At 73.1% G+C, this 14,009-nt stretch carries 15 protein-coding genes; all 15 read right to left on the minus strand.

Features of this window, described 5'->3' with window-relative positions:
• Nucleotides 1-34: 34 nt before the first annotated feature.
• The 15 genes from P3T27_RS24000 to pafA all read right to left on the minus strand — a co-directional run bounded on the left by P3T27_RS24000 (nucleotide 35) and on the right by pafA (nucleotide 13,954).
• On the minus strand, nucleotides 35-1,039 hold the full coding sequence (locus P3T27_RS24000; RefSeq protein WP_280681777.1) for a proline racemase family protein: 1,005 nt from the start codon (nucleotides 1,037-1,039) through the stop codon (nucleotides 35-37).
• 109 nt (nucleotides 1,040-1,148) lie between these two features.
• Complete coding sequence (locus P3T27_RS24005; RefSeq protein WP_280681779.1) at nucleotides 1,149-2,057, minus strand: dihydrodipicolinate synthase family protein; 909 nt, start codon at nucleotides 2,055-2,057, stop codon at nucleotides 1,149-1,151.
• Nucleotides 2,058-2,161: 104 nt separating this feature from the next.
• The gene (locus tag P3T27_RS24010; RefSeq protein WP_280681781.1) at nucleotides 2,162-3,562 is read right to left on the minus strand and encodes an NAD(P)/FAD-dependent oxidoreductase; all 1,401 of its coding nucleotides are present in this window, start codon (nucleotides 3,560-3,562) and stop codon (nucleotides 2,162-2,164) included.
• A 4-nt stretch (nucleotides 3,563-3,566) separates the two neighbouring features.
• The gene (locus P3T27_RS24015; RefSeq protein ID WP_280681783.1) at nucleotides 3,567-3,881 is read right to left on the minus strand and encodes a (2Fe-2S)-binding protein; all 315 of its coding nucleotides are present in this window, start codon (nucleotides 3,879-3,881) and stop codon (nucleotides 3,567-3,569) included.
• Nucleotides 3,882-3,952: 71 nt separating this feature from the next.
• Complete coding sequence (locus P3T27_RS24020; RefSeq protein ID WP_280681785.1) at nucleotides 3,953-5,128, minus strand: FAD-dependent oxidoreductase; 1,176 nt, start codon at nucleotides 5,126-5,128, stop codon at nucleotides 3,953-3,955.
• Between the two features lie 153 nt (nucleotides 5,129-5,281).
• Nucleotides 5,282-6,223: a twin-arginine translocase subunit TatC gene (gene tatC, locus P3T27_RS24025; protein WP_280681787.1), complete on the minus strand. Its 942-nt coding sequence runs from the start codon at nucleotides 6,221-6,223 to the stop codon at nucleotides 5,282-5,284.
• Between the two features lie 76 nt (nucleotides 6,224-6,299).
• Complete coding sequence (gene tatA, locus P3T27_RS24030; protein WP_280681789.1) at nucleotides 6,300-6,617, minus strand: Sec-independent protein translocase subunit TatA; 318 nt, start codon at nucleotides 6,615-6,617, stop codon at nucleotides 6,300-6,302.
• Nucleotides 6,618-6,828: 211 nt separating this feature from the next.
• Nucleotides 6,829-7,005: a hypothetical protein gene (locus P3T27_RS24035; protein WP_280681790.1), complete on the minus strand. Its 177-nt coding sequence runs from the start codon at nucleotides 7,003-7,005 to the stop codon at nucleotides 6,829-6,831.
• Between the two features lie 45 nt (nucleotides 7,006-7,050).
• Nucleotides 7,051-7,281 (minus strand): hypothetical protein, encoded by a 231-nt coding sequence (locus P3T27_RS24040; RefSeq protein ID WP_280681791.1) that lies wholly within the window; start codon nucleotides 7,279-7,281, stop codon nucleotides 7,051-7,053.
• 3 nt (nucleotides 7,282-7,284) lie between these two features.
• Nucleotides 7,285-8,229 carry a WYL domain-containing protein gene (locus P3T27_RS24045; RefSeq protein WP_280681883.1) on the minus strand — a complete coding sequence of 315 codons (945 nt, stop codon included), beginning with the start codon at nucleotides 8,227-8,229 and terminating at the stop codon, nucleotides 7,285-7,287.
• Nucleotides 8,230-8,255: 26 nt separating this feature from the next.
• Complete coding sequence (locus tag P3T27_RS24050) at nucleotides 8,256-9,233, minus strand: WYL domain-containing protein (RefSeq protein WP_280681792.1); 978 nt, start codon at nucleotides 9,231-9,233, stop codon at nucleotides 8,256-8,258.
• Nucleotides 9,234-9,409: 176 nt separating this feature from the next.
• On the minus strand, nucleotides 9,410-9,787 hold the full coding sequence (locus P3T27_RS24055) for an FKBP-type peptidyl-prolyl cis-trans isomerase (protein WP_280681794.1): 378 nt from the start codon (nucleotides 9,785-9,787) through the stop codon (nucleotides 9,410-9,412).
• Nucleotides 9,788-9,956: 169 nt separating this feature from the next.
• Nucleotides 9,957-11,270 carry an FKBP-type peptidyl-prolyl cis-trans isomerase gene (locus tag P3T27_RS24060; protein WP_280681796.1) on the minus strand — a complete coding sequence of 438 codons (1,314 nt, stop codon included), beginning with the start codon at nucleotides 11,268-11,270 and terminating at the stop codon, nucleotides 9,957-9,959.
• 203 nt (nucleotides 11,271-11,473) lie between these two features.
• Nucleotides 11,474-12,460 (minus strand): FKBP-type peptidyl-prolyl cis-trans isomerase, encoded by a 987-nt coding sequence (locus tag P3T27_RS24065; RefSeq protein WP_280681798.1) that lies wholly within the window; start codon nucleotides 12,458-12,460, stop codon nucleotides 11,474-11,476.
• A gap of 132 nt (nucleotides 12,461-12,592) precedes the next feature.
• Nucleotides 12,593-13,954 carry a Pup--protein ligase gene (gene pafA / locus P3T27_RS24070; protein WP_280681800.1) on the minus strand — a complete coding sequence of 454 codons (1,362 nt, stop codon included), beginning with the start codon at nucleotides 13,952-13,954 and terminating at the stop codon, nucleotides 12,593-12,595.
• Between the last annotated feature and the right edge of the window lie 55 nt (nucleotides 13,955-14,009).

The raw sequence follows: 14,009 nt of genomic DNA on the forward strand, positions 1-14,009 counted from the left end.
GAGGTGGTTCAGCAGGCGTCGGAGCAGGCACCGCTCACAACAGGAATCCGGCCGGGAACGGGTCGCTCGGGTCCAGGAAGTACTGGGCGGTGCCGGTGATCCAGGCCCGCCCGGTGACGGTGGGCACCACGGCGGGCCGCCCGGCCACCTCGGTCTCCTCGACCAGGCGCCCGATGAAGGTCGTCCCGATGAAGGAGTCGTTGCGGAAGTCCCGCCCCAGCGGCAGTTCGCCGCGCGCGTGCAGCTGCGCCATCCGCGCCGAGGTGCCGGTGCCGCAGGGCGAGCGGTCGAACCAGCCGGGGTGGATGGCCATGGCGTGCCGGGAGTGCTCGGCGGTCGAACCGGGCGCGAGCAGCTGGACGTGGTGGCAGCCGTGGATGGACGCGTCCTCCGGGTGCACCGGGCGGTCGGGGCTCGCGTTGATGGCCTTCATCAGGGCCAGTCCGGCGTCCAGGATGTCCTGCTTGCGCTCGCGCTCGAACGGCAGCCCGAACTCGGCGAGCGGCAGGACGGCGTAGAAGTTGCCGCCGTACGCCAGGTCGTAGCCGACGGAGCCGTACCCGGGCACCTCGATCTTGCTGTCCAGCGCGACCGAGTAGGAGGGCACGTTGCGGATGGTCACCGCCGTCGCGGCGCCGTTCTCGACCCGCACCTCGGCGATCACCAGCCCGGCGGGCGTGTCCAGCCGGACCGTGGTGACCGGCTCGACCACGGGCACCATGCCGGTCTCGACCAGCACGGTGGCGACGCCGATGGTGCCGTGCCCGCACATCGGCAGCAGGCCGGAGACCTCGATGTAGAGCACGCCGAAGTCGGCGTCCGGCCGGGTCGGCGGCTGCAGGATGGCGCCGCTCATCGCGGCGTGGCCGCGCGGCTCGTACATCAGCAGGGTGCGGAAGTGGTCCAGGTGCTGCTGGAAGTGCACCCGGCGCTCGGCCATGGTGGCCCCGGGGATGACGCCGAAGCCGCCGGTGACGACCCGGGTCGGCATGCCCTCGGTGTGCGAGTCGACGGCGTGGAACACGTGACGGCTGCGCATGGCTTACGACTCCCGTCGGGTGGCCGTACGGACAGGACGACCGTACGGGATCGGATGGGTGGGCCGGGCCGGCTGCCCCCGCAGCCGGCCTGGTGACGATGTCCCGCAGTTACGCGAGGCCTTCGGCCAGCGCCTTCTCGGTGGCCGCGCGGACGGCCGCCTCGATCTCCGGGGTCAGCGGCTGGCGCGGCGCGCGGACCGGGCCGCCGGGGCGCCCGGCGATGTCCATGGACAGCTTGATGGCCTGCACGAACTCGGTCTTGGAGTCCCAGCGCAGCAGCGAGTGCAGCGACTTGTACAGCGGCAGCGCGGTGTCCAACTCGTGCGCCACGGCCGCCCGGTACAGCGCCACGCTGGCCTCCGGCAGCGCGTTCGGGTAGCCGGCGATCCAGCCGACCGCGCCGGCCAGCGCCAGCTCCAGCAGCACGTCGTCGGCGCCGATCAGCAGGTCCAGCCCGGGGGCCAGCTCGGCGATCTCGTAGGCCCGGCGGACGTCGCCGCTGAACTCCTTGACCGCGACGATCGAGCCCTCGCCGTGCAGCTGCGCGAGCAGCGCGGGGACGAGGTCGACCTTGGTGTCGATCGGGTTGTTGTACGCGACGACCGGCAGGCCGGCCTTGGCGACCTCGGCGTAGTGCGCGCGGACGGACGCGTGGTCGGCCCGGTAGGCGTTCGGCGGCAGCAGCAGCACGGACCCGGCACCGGCCTCGGCGGCGTTCTCGGCCCAGCGGCGGGACTCGGCACTGCCGTAGGCGGCCACGCCGGGCATGACCCGGGAGCCGTCACCGGCCGCCTCGACGGCCACCTCGACGACGCGGGCGCGCTCCTCGGCGGTGAGCGTCTGGTACTCGCCCAGCGAGCCGTTGGGGACGACGCCGTCGCAGCCGGACTCGATCAGCCAGCGGACGTGCTCGGCGTACGCGTCGTAGTCGACGGAGAGGTCCGGGCGCAGCGGGATCGTGGTGGCGACCATGATGCCGCGCCAGGGCCGGGTGGTGTCGCGCGGGGTGTTGGACACGATGAGCTCCTTGGTGAGGTGTGACATTTTATTAGAGGGGAGGGGCCGGAGACAAGAGTCCCCGGCCCACAGGTTCGAAAACCGGCCCTAGGGCCGGACAGGCCCTAGCCCTCGCCGGACGGCCCGGCCGCCAGCTGCGAGAGCGGCACCGGGCAGGCCAGCGGCCGCCGGTCCGGCCCAGGCTCACCCGGACCGGCCAGGCAGGCCACGGCCGGACCGCACATCCGGCCCTGACACCAGCCCATCCCGGCCCGGGTGAGCAGCTTGACGGTGCGCGGATCGCCCGCGCCCAGCTCGTCCACGGCCTCCCGGATCCTCGCGACCGGCACCTCCTCGCACCGGCAGACGTCGGTGTCCGGCCGCAGCCAGCCCGTCCAGCCGGGGCCGGGCCGGTGGGCCGCGGCCATCAGCTCGGCGAACTTCCGCAGCCGGGTCCGGCGGCGCAGCAGCGCGGGCTTCGGCACCCGGTCGGCCACGGCGTGCGCGGCCAGTTCGCCCTCGACGATCGCGAGATCCGCGCCGCCGACGCCGTTGGTCTCCCCCGCCGACCACAGGCCGGGCACGGTGGTGCGCAGCCGGGCGTCGACCCGGAGTCCGACCGCGCCGTCCGGTGCGGTCCGGGTGGCCGCGCCGAGTTCGGTCGCCAGGTCGATCTGCGGCAGCAGTCCGTGGCCCACGGCGACGGCGTCACAGTCGATCCGGCGCTCCGTGCCGGGCACCGGCCGCCACTCGGCGTCCAGCCGGGCCACCGTGACGGCGGTGACCCGCTCGGTCCCGTGCGCCTCGACGACGGCGCTGCGCGGACGCAGCCGGACGCCGTGCCGCAGCAGCACGCCCCCGTGCCCGGCGCCCTCGACGAGCTTGGCGGGGACGGCCGCCAGTACGCCCGGGCGCCGGGCGTAGCCGAGGTAGTCGGTGGCCTCGACCACCGCGGGCACCTCGGCCCCGGCGGTGACCAGCGAGGACGCCGCCGCGAGCAGCAGCGGCCCGCTGCCGGCCACCACGATCCGCCGCCCGGGCAGCACCAGCCCGGCCTTGAGCATGGCCTGTGCGCCGCCCGCGGTGACCACCCCGGGCAGGGTCCAGCCGGGGAACGGCAGCTGCCGCTCGTACGCGCCGGTGGCGAGCAGCACGGAGCGGGCCGGGACGGTGGTCCGGTCGGCGGCCTCCGGCCCGCGCGTCACGTGCACGGCGAAGCCGTCGGCGGTCCGCTCCAGCGCCCACACCTGGTGCCCGCCGCGGAAGCGGACCCGCTCGGCCCGCTCGTGCGCGGCGAGCCGGTCGGCCAGTCCGGTGTAGACGGACCAGCCGTGGTGGAGCCGGTCCGGGCGGGCCGCGCCGAGGCCGGGCGCGGGGTGGCGGTAGTACTGCCCGCCGGTGTCGCGGCCGCCGTCCAGCAGGACGCAGCGCAGCCCGAGGTCGGCGGCGGTGACGGCGGCGGCGAGCCCGGCCGGGCCGGCACCGACCACCGCGAGGTCGTACCGGGCGGACTGCGGCGCTTCCACGGGCTCAGACGGCGAGGTCGGCACGGCCGTTGCCCTCCTGGGTGGTCACGGTGGTGCCGGGCTCGGCGGGGAGCAGGCAGGTGCGCTGGTTGGGGCGGCCGTCGACGGTGGCCAGGCAGTCGAAGCAGGCGCCGATGCCGCAGAACACGCCGCGCGGCCGGCCGCCGACCCGGGTGGTGCGCCAGGCGAGCACGCCGTCGGCCCAGAGCGCGGCGGCGATCGACTGTCCGGGCAGGGCCGGGACGGGTCGGCCGTCGAACTCGATGTGGTGGGCGGGGCCGGGCTCGGCCCCGACCAGCTCGGCGGGGGTGCGGCGCATCAGCGGCCTCTCCGTTCCGGGGGTGGTCGACAGGGGGGTGCGGGGGGTCGGACGCAGGTCGAGGAGCCGGTTCAGGCGTCCGTACCGGTGTCCGCCGGGAAGCGGTCCGCGCGGAACGGCGCGAGGTCGAGTTCCGGCCGCTTGCCGGTCAGCTGCTCGCTGATCAGCAGGCCGGTCGCCGGGGCCAGCCCGATGCCGGCGCCCTCGTGCCCGCAGGCGTGGTGGAGCCCGGGCACCCGGGGGTCCTCGCCGATCGCCGGCAGGTGGTCCGGCAGGTACGGGCGAAAGCCCCGGTAGGTGCGCATCACGGTGACGTCCGCGAGCACCGGGAACAGCGCCGCGGCCTGTGCGGCGAGCCGCCGCAGCGCCTCCTGGGAGAGGGTCCGGTCGAAGCCGACCCGCTCGCGACTGGCGCCGATCAGCACCGGCCCGCCGGGGGTGCCCTCGACCACGGCGGAGGTCTGCAGCCCGGCCGAGCCGCTGGCGACGTCGGCCACGTAGTCGGCGGCGTAGACCTTGTGCCGGACGATCCGCGGCAGCGGCTCGGTGACCAGGACGAAGCCGCGGCGGGGCATCACCGGCAGGTGCGCCCCGGCCAGCCGGGCCAGTTCGCCGCCCCAGGTGCCGGCCGCGTTGACCACGGCGGGGGCGTCCAGCCGGCGGCGGTCGGTCCGCACGCCGCGCACGGCGCCGTCCGGCCCCCGGAGCACGGCGGTGACGGTCTCGCCGGTGATCAGCTCGGCGCCCATCCGGCGGGCCTCGCGCAGCAGGTGGGCGGCGGCGAGGGCGGGCTGGACCTGGGCGTCCTGCGGGTAGTGGAAGCCGCCGGCCAGACCGGGGGCGAGGTGCGGCTCCAGGTCGCGCAGCCGCTCGGCGGGGACCTCCTCGGCGGTGACGCCGACGGCGGCCTGCCCGGCGGCGAAGGCCCGCAGCGCGTCCTGCCCGGCCGCGGTGGCGGAGACCACCACGCCGCCCTTGGGCTCGTACTCCATGGCCGCGCCGAAGCGCTCGGCGAGCTCGCGCCAGAGCCGGGTGCTGAGCAGCGCGAGGTCGAGCTCGGGCCCGGGCTCCTTGTCGGAGACCAGCAGGTTGCCCTCACCGGCGCCGGTGGTGCCGCCGGCCACCGGCCCGCGGTCGACGACGGCGACGGTGAGCCCGGCGCGGGCCGCGTAGTAGGCGCAGGCGGCGCCGACCACGCCGGCGCCGACCACGACGACGTCCAGGGGAGGTCTCTGGGTCTTCAGCACGTCGGTAATATGTCACATGCCATCCACCCTGCCAAGACCATCCGGCCGAATCCCGAACCGGACCGGAACAGCGCAAAAGCCCCGGCCCGCCGCGTCGGGCGGCGGGCCGGGGCCCCGGGCGTGTGGCACACGCCCTCACGATGCGCTACCGGCTCAGGTGATGTCGTCGATCTGCTCGTGGCGGGCGGCCGGCACCGGGGCTCCGGCCGCCGGCGCGGTCGAGGCCTCGACCATCTCGGCACCGGCCACCGGCTGCACCGAGAGGTCCAGCTGCGAGGCCTCCTCGTCGCTCAGCCCGGCATCGGGGTTCCGGCGGAGCTTGCGCTTGTCGTTGAACAACGCGATGGCCACCGCGATGAAGTAGAGCGCCCAGATCGGCGCGGCCAGGACGAGCATGCTCACCGGATCGGCACTCGGCGTCGCGAAGGCCGCGAAGACCGTGATGCCCATGACCATGCCGCGCCACCAGCCGAGCAGCCGCTTGCCGGTGACCATGCCGACCATGTTCAGCATCACGAGCAGCAGCGGGAACTCGAAGGCCAGGCCGAAGACCAGCACCATCCGGGTGGCGATGTCGAGGTAGTCCTCGGGCGGCAGGATCGGCGTGGTGTGGTTCGGGGTGAACGAGATCAGCACGTCGACGGTGGTCGGCAGGACCAGGATGGCGCAGCCCACACCGGCCAGGAAGAGCGGTGCCCCGGCGGCCATGAAGATGACCGCGTACTTCTTCTCGTGCTTGTGCAGACCGGGCGCCACGAAGGCCCAGACCTGGTAGAGCCAGATCGGCACGGTCGCGACCACACCGGCCGTCAGCGACACCTTGAGCATCCAGGTGAAACCGGCGGTCAGACCGATGTTGGAGACCTGGGCGCACTTGCCGTGGTACTGGTCGGCGGTGTCCGGCGTGCAGTGCGGCAGCGGCGTGAGCAGGAAGTCCTCGATCTTCTTGTGGTAGATCGCCGCGATGATCGTGATCACCACGATCGCCAGGACCGACTTGACCACGCGGTTGCGAAGTTCCCGCAGGTGGTCGGCGAGGGCCATCCGCCCCTCAGGATCCTTGGACGCCTTCGACGCCTTGGAGAGCTTGCTCAACCCCGGTCCTCAACTCGTGCGTCGAGGCCCGCCGGTCGACGGGCCTCCGTGGTCGCGTTCGTCACGTGCGCCGCGCTCAGTGCGGGCGGTCGCCGTCGGGCGCGGACGGCCCGGCGGTGGGCTCGGCCACCGGACGGGCCGTGCCCGACGCGCCCGGAGCGGCCTGGATGGTCCTGGCCGCGGTCGTCGCCGGACCACCGTCGACCTGCGCCGCCGGGGGCGGCGTCGCGGCGTCGCCCTCCTCGGCGCCGTCCGAGCGCATCGCCCTGGCCTCGCTCTTCAGGATCCGCATCGACTTCCCGAGCGAACGCGCCAGATCGGGCAGCCGCTTCGCGCCGAACAGCAGGACGGCGAAAACCACGACCACCACGATCGCGGTCATCGAGATACGCATGCGCGACCACCTTCACTCATGGCGACCCGTCGGGCCGCCCGCCGCGGATGGTAACCGCTGCGGATGACGCCACGACGACGGCCTCCCTAACAGGACAGCGACCCCCGTTCGCCGTGAAGCAGTGCAGGAGCCACCTGAGAGCGTAACCCGCCCGGGCCTCCCGGCAGCAGCCCCGTCCCACCGACGGCCCCACTGTGCTACCGGACCGGCCCTACCGGCCGGGCACGGCCGAGGCCAGGTCCCCCGCCGCCTCGGCCAGCGCCCGCGAGGCCGCGTCCACGCCCTTGGCCAGCGCCCGCACGTCCAGCCAGAGCCGGATCGCGAGCGCCCCGAGGACCAGCAGGCCCGCGGTGGCGAGCAGGACGGCGGCGACGAGCATCCAGGACATGCGCCCCACCCTATACGGGCCCACCTGCGGCTCCGGCCGGGTGCGCTACCCCTCGGCCGGGACGAGCCGCATGGTGCGGACCCCGGCACCGGTGAGCGCCGCGACGATCTTCTCCCCGGCCGGCTTGCGCACCGCCGCCCCGCAGAGCGGACAGCCGAAGCTGTAGTACGCCTGGGCCGGGGTACGACCGAGGGTCAGCCGGAACTCCTCGGCCGGGAGCTCGACCTTCTCCCGGCACTCGGAGCAGTACACCTTGAATCTGGTCCCGGGCTCCACCGATCAGACCTGCCGCTCCCCGCCGACCGTCGGCTCGCCGTAGGCGGCCAGCGCCTCCAGGGCGGCCGCGCGGGCCTGTCCGGCCAGCTCGGGCGGCGAGACGATCCGGCCGTCCCGGCCCAGCCGCAGCGCCAGCGGGCGCAGCTGGGAGGGGTCGGCGCTGCGCAGGGTGATCCGCAGTCCGCCGTCGGGCAGTTCCTCGGCCCGGTCGTGGGTGTAGTACTCGGCCACCCAGCGCCCACCGGAGGAGACCTCGACGACCACCTCGGGGTCGTCCGCGGACGGGTTGACCAGCCCGCCGCTCAGGTCGCGCGGCTCGCGCCGGGGCGGGTCGGCCGGGACGTCCAGCACCCGGATCTCGGCGACCCGGTCCAGCCGGAACATCCGGTGGTCCTCGGAGGTGCGGCACCAGGCCTCGAGGTAGGTGTGGCCCTCGGTGAGCAGCCGGATCGGGTCGACCTCGCGCTCGGTCATCCCGCCGCGCCCGTGCGAGTAGTAGCGCAGCCACAGCCGGCGCCCCTCGCTGAGCGCGCGGTCGATGTCCGCGAACACGTGGCCCTCCGCCTCGAAGGTCACGCCGACCCGGGCGCTGCCGGCGGCGCTCTCTCCGGCCGCGTTCTCGATCTTGACGACGGCCCGGGTGAGCGCCTCGCGGTCGCCCGCCCGCAGGCCGGGCAGGCCGGCCACCGCACGGGCGGCGACCAGCAGCGCGGTGGCCTCGTCGGCGGCCAGGCGCAGCGGCTGGGCCACGTCGTCGACGTTGTGCCACCAGATCCGCTCGCCGTCGGTGTCGATGTCGAGCAGGTCGCCGCCGCGGAAGCTGGTGCCGCACATCGGCAGCACGTTGAGGTCCCCGATCAGCTCGCGCTCGGAGATCCCGAAGGCGCGGGCCACCTCGGCCACCTCGGCGCCGGGGCGCTCGCGCAGGTAAGTGACCAGCGACAGCATCCGCCTGGTCTGGTCGATCGCGTTGCTCACGCCCGCACTCCTTCACTCAGCCCGGCGACGGCCCGCAGCCGGTCGATCACGTCGGCCCGCAGCTCCTCGGGGCCGAGCACCAGCACGTCCGGCCCGAACTCCGCGAGGTCGGCGCCCAGCCCGTTGCCGTACGGGATCTCCAGTTCGTCCCAGTCCTCGTCCACCCGCGAGCTGCTCAGCGCCTTGGTGCGCAGCGGGAAGCCCGCCCCCCGGCGGACCCGGACGGAGGCGGTGGCGGTGGCGCCCTCACCGGCGAACTTCGCGACGGTGGCGCGGACGTCCACGTGCTCGGGCACGGTGCCGAGGAACGCGCCGGACTTGGCCCGGACCTTGCCGATGATCCGGCTGAGCCGGAACACCCGGGCGTCGCCGCGGTCGCGGTCCCACCCCGCCAGGTACCAGTGCCCGCGCCAGCACTCCAGTGCCCACGGCTCGACGCTGCGCAGTTCGACGGCGGCGGCGCCGGCCTTGCGGTACTCGAAGCCGACCGCTCGGCGGTCCCGGGCGGCGGTGAGCAGCGGCTCGAACGCGGCCTCCCGGGCGGGGATGCGCGGCTCCAGGGCGGTCCGGCCCTCGGGCTCGGCGAACGGCACCCCGGCCGCGCGCAGCTTCTGCAGCGCGCCGCTGGCCGCGCCGGACATCTTGGCCTGCTGCCAGACCCGGGCGGCCAGGGTCAGCGCGGCCGCCTCCTCGGCGTCCAGCGCGATCTCGGGCAGCCGGTTGCGGTCGGCGCGGGCCAGGTAGCCGAGTTCGCCGTCCAGGGCGTTCTCGTCCACGTCGATCACCAGGCCGAGTTCCCGCAGGTCGTCCTTGTCCCGCTCGAACATCCGGTTGAAGGCGTCCTCGCTGCTGTTCTGCCAGGCTTCGCGATACGCCTCGATGGATTCCCGCAGCTCCTTCTTGGAGAGCGGACGCCTGGTGTTCATCAGGCACAGGGCGAGATTCATCAGCCGCTCTGCCTTGGCGATCGCCATCGCTGACCCTTCCGGTGTGCCGCGCCGTGCGCGGGGTGCGCCGCCGGGTAGTCGTCACCCGGCGGGACCGACCGTACCGGTAGCGGTACGCACTGCAAAAGCGGCGTCCGGCACCTGCTCCTCAGGACACGACCGTGGGCCGAACCCCCGACGGGGTTCGGCCCACGACAGCAGGCTCAGACGCCCAGCAGGTCGACCACGAAGATCAGGGTCGAGCCCGCCGGGATGAGCGGGGTCGGCGACTGGTTGCCGTAGCCCAGGTGCGGCGGGATGACCAGCTCGCGGCGGCCGCCGACCTTCATGCCGGCGACGCCCTGGTCCCAGCCCTTGATGACCCGGCCCGCGCCCAGCGGGAACGCGAACTCGTTCGGGGTCCGGTTCCAGCTGGCGTCGAACTCCTCGCCGGTCTCGAAGGTCACGCCGACGTAGCGGACCTTGACGTTCTGACCCGGCTTGGCCTCGGCCCCGTCACCGACGACGATGTCGCGGATCTGCAGCTCCGCCGGAGCGTCACCGCCCGGGAAGTCGATCTCAGGCTTCTCGTTGAGGCTCACAGTCCCTCTTCTCGTGCTTCTCGTATTCGCTTGCGGTCACGACCAAGCGGCGGACGCCCGCACCCCGGTCCGTTCCCGGACCACGGTACGGGCGCCCGCCGCCCGTACGGGTCCGGCCACGCGGCCGGACCCGAAGGTCACACGCACACCATTGTCACCCGAAAGTGGATCAGCCCTGACCGGCGTCCAGGATGTCCACCACGAACACCAGCGGCGCGCCCGGCGGGATGTCGCCCTGGCCCTTGTCGCCGTAGGCCAGCGCGGCCGGGATCACCAGCTCCACCCGGCTGCCGACGGTCTGGCCCACCAGGCCCTGGTCCCAGCCCTGGATGACCTGACCGCCGCCGACCGGGAAGGAGAACGCCTGGCCCTTGCTGAGCGAGGAGTCGAACACCTTGCCGTCCTTGAACAGCGCGCCGGTGTACTGGACGACGACCTTCTCGCCCTTCTCCACCTTCGGCCCGGTGCCCTGGATCAGGACGTGCGTCTTCAGCTCGGTCGGGTCCTTCGCGCCGGCCACCGGGGTGATCTCGGCCGGCTTCTTGCCGTTGTCCTTGACCTGCGGGAAGTCCGCCGGCGGCGGCGTGACGGTGCCGCTCACCACCGCGTCGGGCGCGCTGGAGTTGCGGATGTCGATCACGAAGATCAGGTCGTCCTTGGCCCCGATCGACATGTCGGCCTTGCCCTGGGAGCCGAACGCGGCGGCCGGCGGGGCCACCACGAGGATCCGGCTGCCGGCCTTCTTCCCGACCACGGCCTGGTCCAGCGCCGGGATCAGCGCGTCCGTGCCGGCCTGGAAGATCTGCGGCTTGCCGTTGTTGTCGTACGAGCTCGGGATGTCCTTGCCGGTGTTCCAGTCCTTGGCGGTGTAGTCCACCGAGGTCCAGGAGTTCTTGTCCACCTTGGGGCCGGTGCCCTCGGACAGCACCTTGACCACGAAGGTGCCGTCGGACGCCTCGCCCGGCACCTGGATCTCGGCCTTCTTGCCGAAGTCGCCGGCGACCGTCGGCAGCACCTTGGCGCTGTCCTTGATCGGCGGCACCGGGTCGGCGGTCGGGGTGGGCGGCGCGGACTTGGCCGCATCCGGCTTCGCGGCGGTGTCCGACGTGGAGCCGTCCTTGTTCACCAGGTACAGCGTCACGGCGCTGCCGGCCAGCAGTACGGCCAGCACCGTGCCGAGGATCACGCCCAGCCGGCCCACCCCTGGCGGGTTCTCGTCGTACCCGGCCTCCGAGGTGTCGCCCCGGCGCACGGTGGAGGCGAAGATCTGCGGGGTGTCGTCGGTCTTGGTCCCGCCCGTGGCACGCGGCTGCTCGCCGGGCTGCGCCCAGCCGGCCTGCTGCTTCAGGATCGACGGCGGGACGACGATCGACTCACCGTCCCCCGGAAGCGGGCCGCCGGGGCGCGAGGCGGCCGGGTCACCCGCAGAGCTGTCGTTCGCCGCGGTACCGGCCCCGCCCGGGCTCGGCGTCTTCTCAGTCATGACTCCCCATCCATCTCGCCACGAGGTCTTCCAGATCTGCGACCGGCGTGCTGAGCGCCGGTCTGCCGTCGCACCATCCGCCCCGGCCTTGGCGCCGGGCGGCGCCTGCCACAGTGCGAGGGCAGTATGACAGCTCAGGATGAGGGCGGACGCTTCGTTGTACGAGCGTCCGCCCAAGCGTACGGAATCCCCCGGGCGACTTCCTAGACCGCTTCCAGAATGTCGATCACGAAGACCAGCGTGGAGTTGGGCGGCACCGAGCCCTGCGCCTGGTCCTTGTAGCCGAGCCCGGGCGGCACCACGAGCTGGACCCGGCTGCCGACGGTCTGGCCGACCAGCCCCTTGTCCCAGCCCTCGATCACGCTGCCGGTGCCGATCTGCACCGCCTGCGCGCCGCCGTGCGTCCAGGAGGCGTCGAACTGCTGGCCGTTGTTCCAGAGCACCCCGGTGTACTGCACCACCAGGGTCTGCCCGGTCTTGACCTGCTTGCCCTCGCCCTTGATGAGCACCGCCTGCTGGAGGTCGGTGGGCGCGGCCTGCCCGGCCGGGACGGTGATCGTCACCGGGGCCTTGCCGTTGTCCTTGACCTGCGGCAGGTTCGCCGGCGGCTGGGTCATGGCGCCGCTCAGCGTGGAGTCCTGCGGCAGGCTCTCCATGATGTCCAGGACGAACACCACGGTGTCGCCCTTGCTGACGCCGAGCTGGGTGCTGCCCTGCTCGCCGAAGGCCGCCGCCGGCGGGGCCACCACCAGCAGCCGGCTGCCGACCTTCTTGCCGATCACGCTCTGGTCCAGCGCCGGCACCAGCTGCCCGCTGCCCGCCTGGTAGAGCTGCGGCTTCCCGCTCGGGTCGTACGAGCTGGGCAGGTCCTTGCCGGTGGTCCAGTCCTTCGCCGTGTAGTTGACCGTCACCCAGTCGCCCTTGTTGACCGCCGGCCGGTCGCCCTCGCTGACGGTGTTCACCACGAACTGGCCGCTGGGCTGGCCCTCGGGGAGGGTGATGGTGGCCTTGCTGCCGAACCCGCCCTCCGAGAGCGTGGGCATCGGCGACGCCTCGCCGACCGGCGCGGGCACCGTCGGAGGCGCGCTCGGCGCGGACGGAGTCGCCGGGCCGGCCGCCTTGGGCGAACTGCTGCAGGCGACCGCCAGCAGCAGCGGCAGGGTGAGAAGCAAACCGGCGGTGCGGCGCACGGGGGTCCTAACTGTCGTTCGAGGTCGGCTCTCCTGACTCGACGGACAGCGTATGCCCGGACGGTGTCCGGCCCCGGTAGACACCACCGGGGCCGGACACCGCCTTGATCACAAACCCGAGGTCGCCGCGGATCACATCCCGGCGATGAGCTTCTCCACCCGCTCGTCCACCGAGCGGAACGGGTCCTTGCAGAGCACCGTCCGCTGCGCCTGGTCGTTCAGCTTCAGGTGCACCCAGTCCACCGTGAAGTCCCGGCGCTGTTCCTGCGCCCGCCGGATGAAGTCCCCGCGCAGCCGGGCCCGGGTGGTCTGCGGCGGGATCGACTTGGCCTCGAAGGTCTTGAGGTCGGTGGTCACCCGCTGCGCCTGGCCCTTGCCCTGGAGCAGGTAGAACAGCCCGCGCCGGCGGTGGATGTCGTGGTACGCGAGGTCGATCTGGGCCACCCGGGGGTTGGACATGCTCATCTGGTGCTTCTCGCGGTAGCGCTCGATGAGCTTGTACTTCATGATCCAGTCGATCTCGGTGGCCACCCCGTCCAGGTTCTCGGTGCGGACGGCCTCCAGGGTCCGGCCCCACAGGTCGAGCACCCGGGCGATGGTGCCGGTGTTGATGCCCTTGCGGTCGGCGAACTCCAACGCCTTGGTGTAGTACTCCTCCTGGATGTCCAGCGCGCTGGCCTCGCGCCCGTTGGCGAGCCGCACCTGGTGGGTGCCGGTGAGGTCGTGGCTGACCTCGCGGATCGCCCGGATCGGGTTCTCCAGGGTGAGGTCGCGCATCACCACGCCGGCCTCGATCAGCCGCAGCACCAGGTCGGTGGCGCCGACCTTGAGCAGCGTCGTGGTCTCGGACATGTTGGAGTCGCCGACGATGACGTGCAGCCGGCGGTAGCGCTCGGCGTCCGCGTGCGGCTCGTCGCGGGTGTTGATGATCGGGCGCGAGCGGGTGGTGGCGGAGCTGACGCCCTCCCAGATGTGCTCGGCGCGCTGGCTGACGCAGTAGACCGCGCCGCGCGGGGTCTGCAGCACCTTGCCGGCGCCGCAGATCAACTGCCGGGTCACCAGGAAGGGGATCAGCACGTCCGCCAGCCGGGAGAACTCCCCGTGCCGGGCCACCAGGTAGTTCTCGTGGCAGCCGTAGGAGTTGCCGGCCGAGTCGGTGTTGTTCTTGAACAGGTAGACGTCGCCCGCGATGCCCTCCTCGTGCAGCCGCCGCTCGGCGTCCACCAAGAGCCCTTCGAGGATGCGCTCGCCCGCCTTGTCGTGCGTCACCAGCTCGATCACGTCGTCGCACTCGGGGGTGGCGTACTCGGGGTGGGAGCCGACGTCGAGGTACAGCCTGGCGCCGTTGCGCAGGAAGACGTTGCTGCTGCGGCCCCAGGAGACGACGCGGCGGAACAGGTACCGCGCCACCTCGTCCGGCGACAGCCGCCGCTGCCCGCGGAACGTGCAGGTCACGCCGTACTCGTTCTCCAGCCCGAAAATCCGGCGGTCCATGAGCACTCCTATCTGGTCGGAGCTGTCCGAAACCGCCTCCACGACGACTGGGCCG

This window comes from Kitasatospora sp. MAA19, from assembly GCF_029894125.1.
Classification (GTDB): Bacteria; Actinomycetota; Actinomycetes; order Streptomycetales; family Streptomycetaceae; genus Kitasatospora.

Excerpts from the sequence above, each read along its gene's own strand:
- P3T27_RS24000 (WP_280681777.1), bottom strand. The coding sequence starts at position 1,039 with ATGCGCAGCCGTCACGTGTTCCACGCCGTCGACTCGCACACCGAGGGC.
- P3T27_RS24015 (WP_280681783.1), bottom strand. The coding sequence starts at position 3,881 with ATGCGCCGCACCCCCGCCGAGCTGGTCGGGGCCGAGCCCGGCCCCGCC.
- tatA (WP_280681789.1), bottom strand. The coding sequence starts at position 6,617 with ATGCGTATCTCGATGACCGCGATCGTGGTGGTCGTGGTTTTCGCCGTC.
- P3T27_RS24035 (WP_280681790.1), bottom strand. The coding sequence starts at position 7,005 with ATGTCCTGGATGCTCGTCGCCGCCGTCCTGCTCGCCACCGCGGGCCTG.
- P3T27_RS24045 (WP_280681883.1), bottom strand. The coding sequence starts at position 8,229 with ATGCTGTCGCTGGTCACTTACCTGCGCGAGCGCCCCGGCGCCGAGGTG.
- P3T27_RS24050 (WP_280681792.1), bottom strand. The coding sequence starts at position 9,233 with ATGGCGATCGCCAAGGCAGAGCGGCTGATGAATCTCGCCCTGTGCCTG.
- P3T27_RS24060 (WP_280681796.1), bottom strand. The coding sequence starts at position 11,270 with ATGACTGAGAAGACGCCGAGCCCGGGCGGGGCCGGTACCGCGGCGAAC.
- pafA (WP_280681800.1), bottom strand. The coding sequence starts at position 13,954 with ATGGACCGCCGGATTTTCGGGCTGGAGAACGAGTACGGCGTGACCTGC.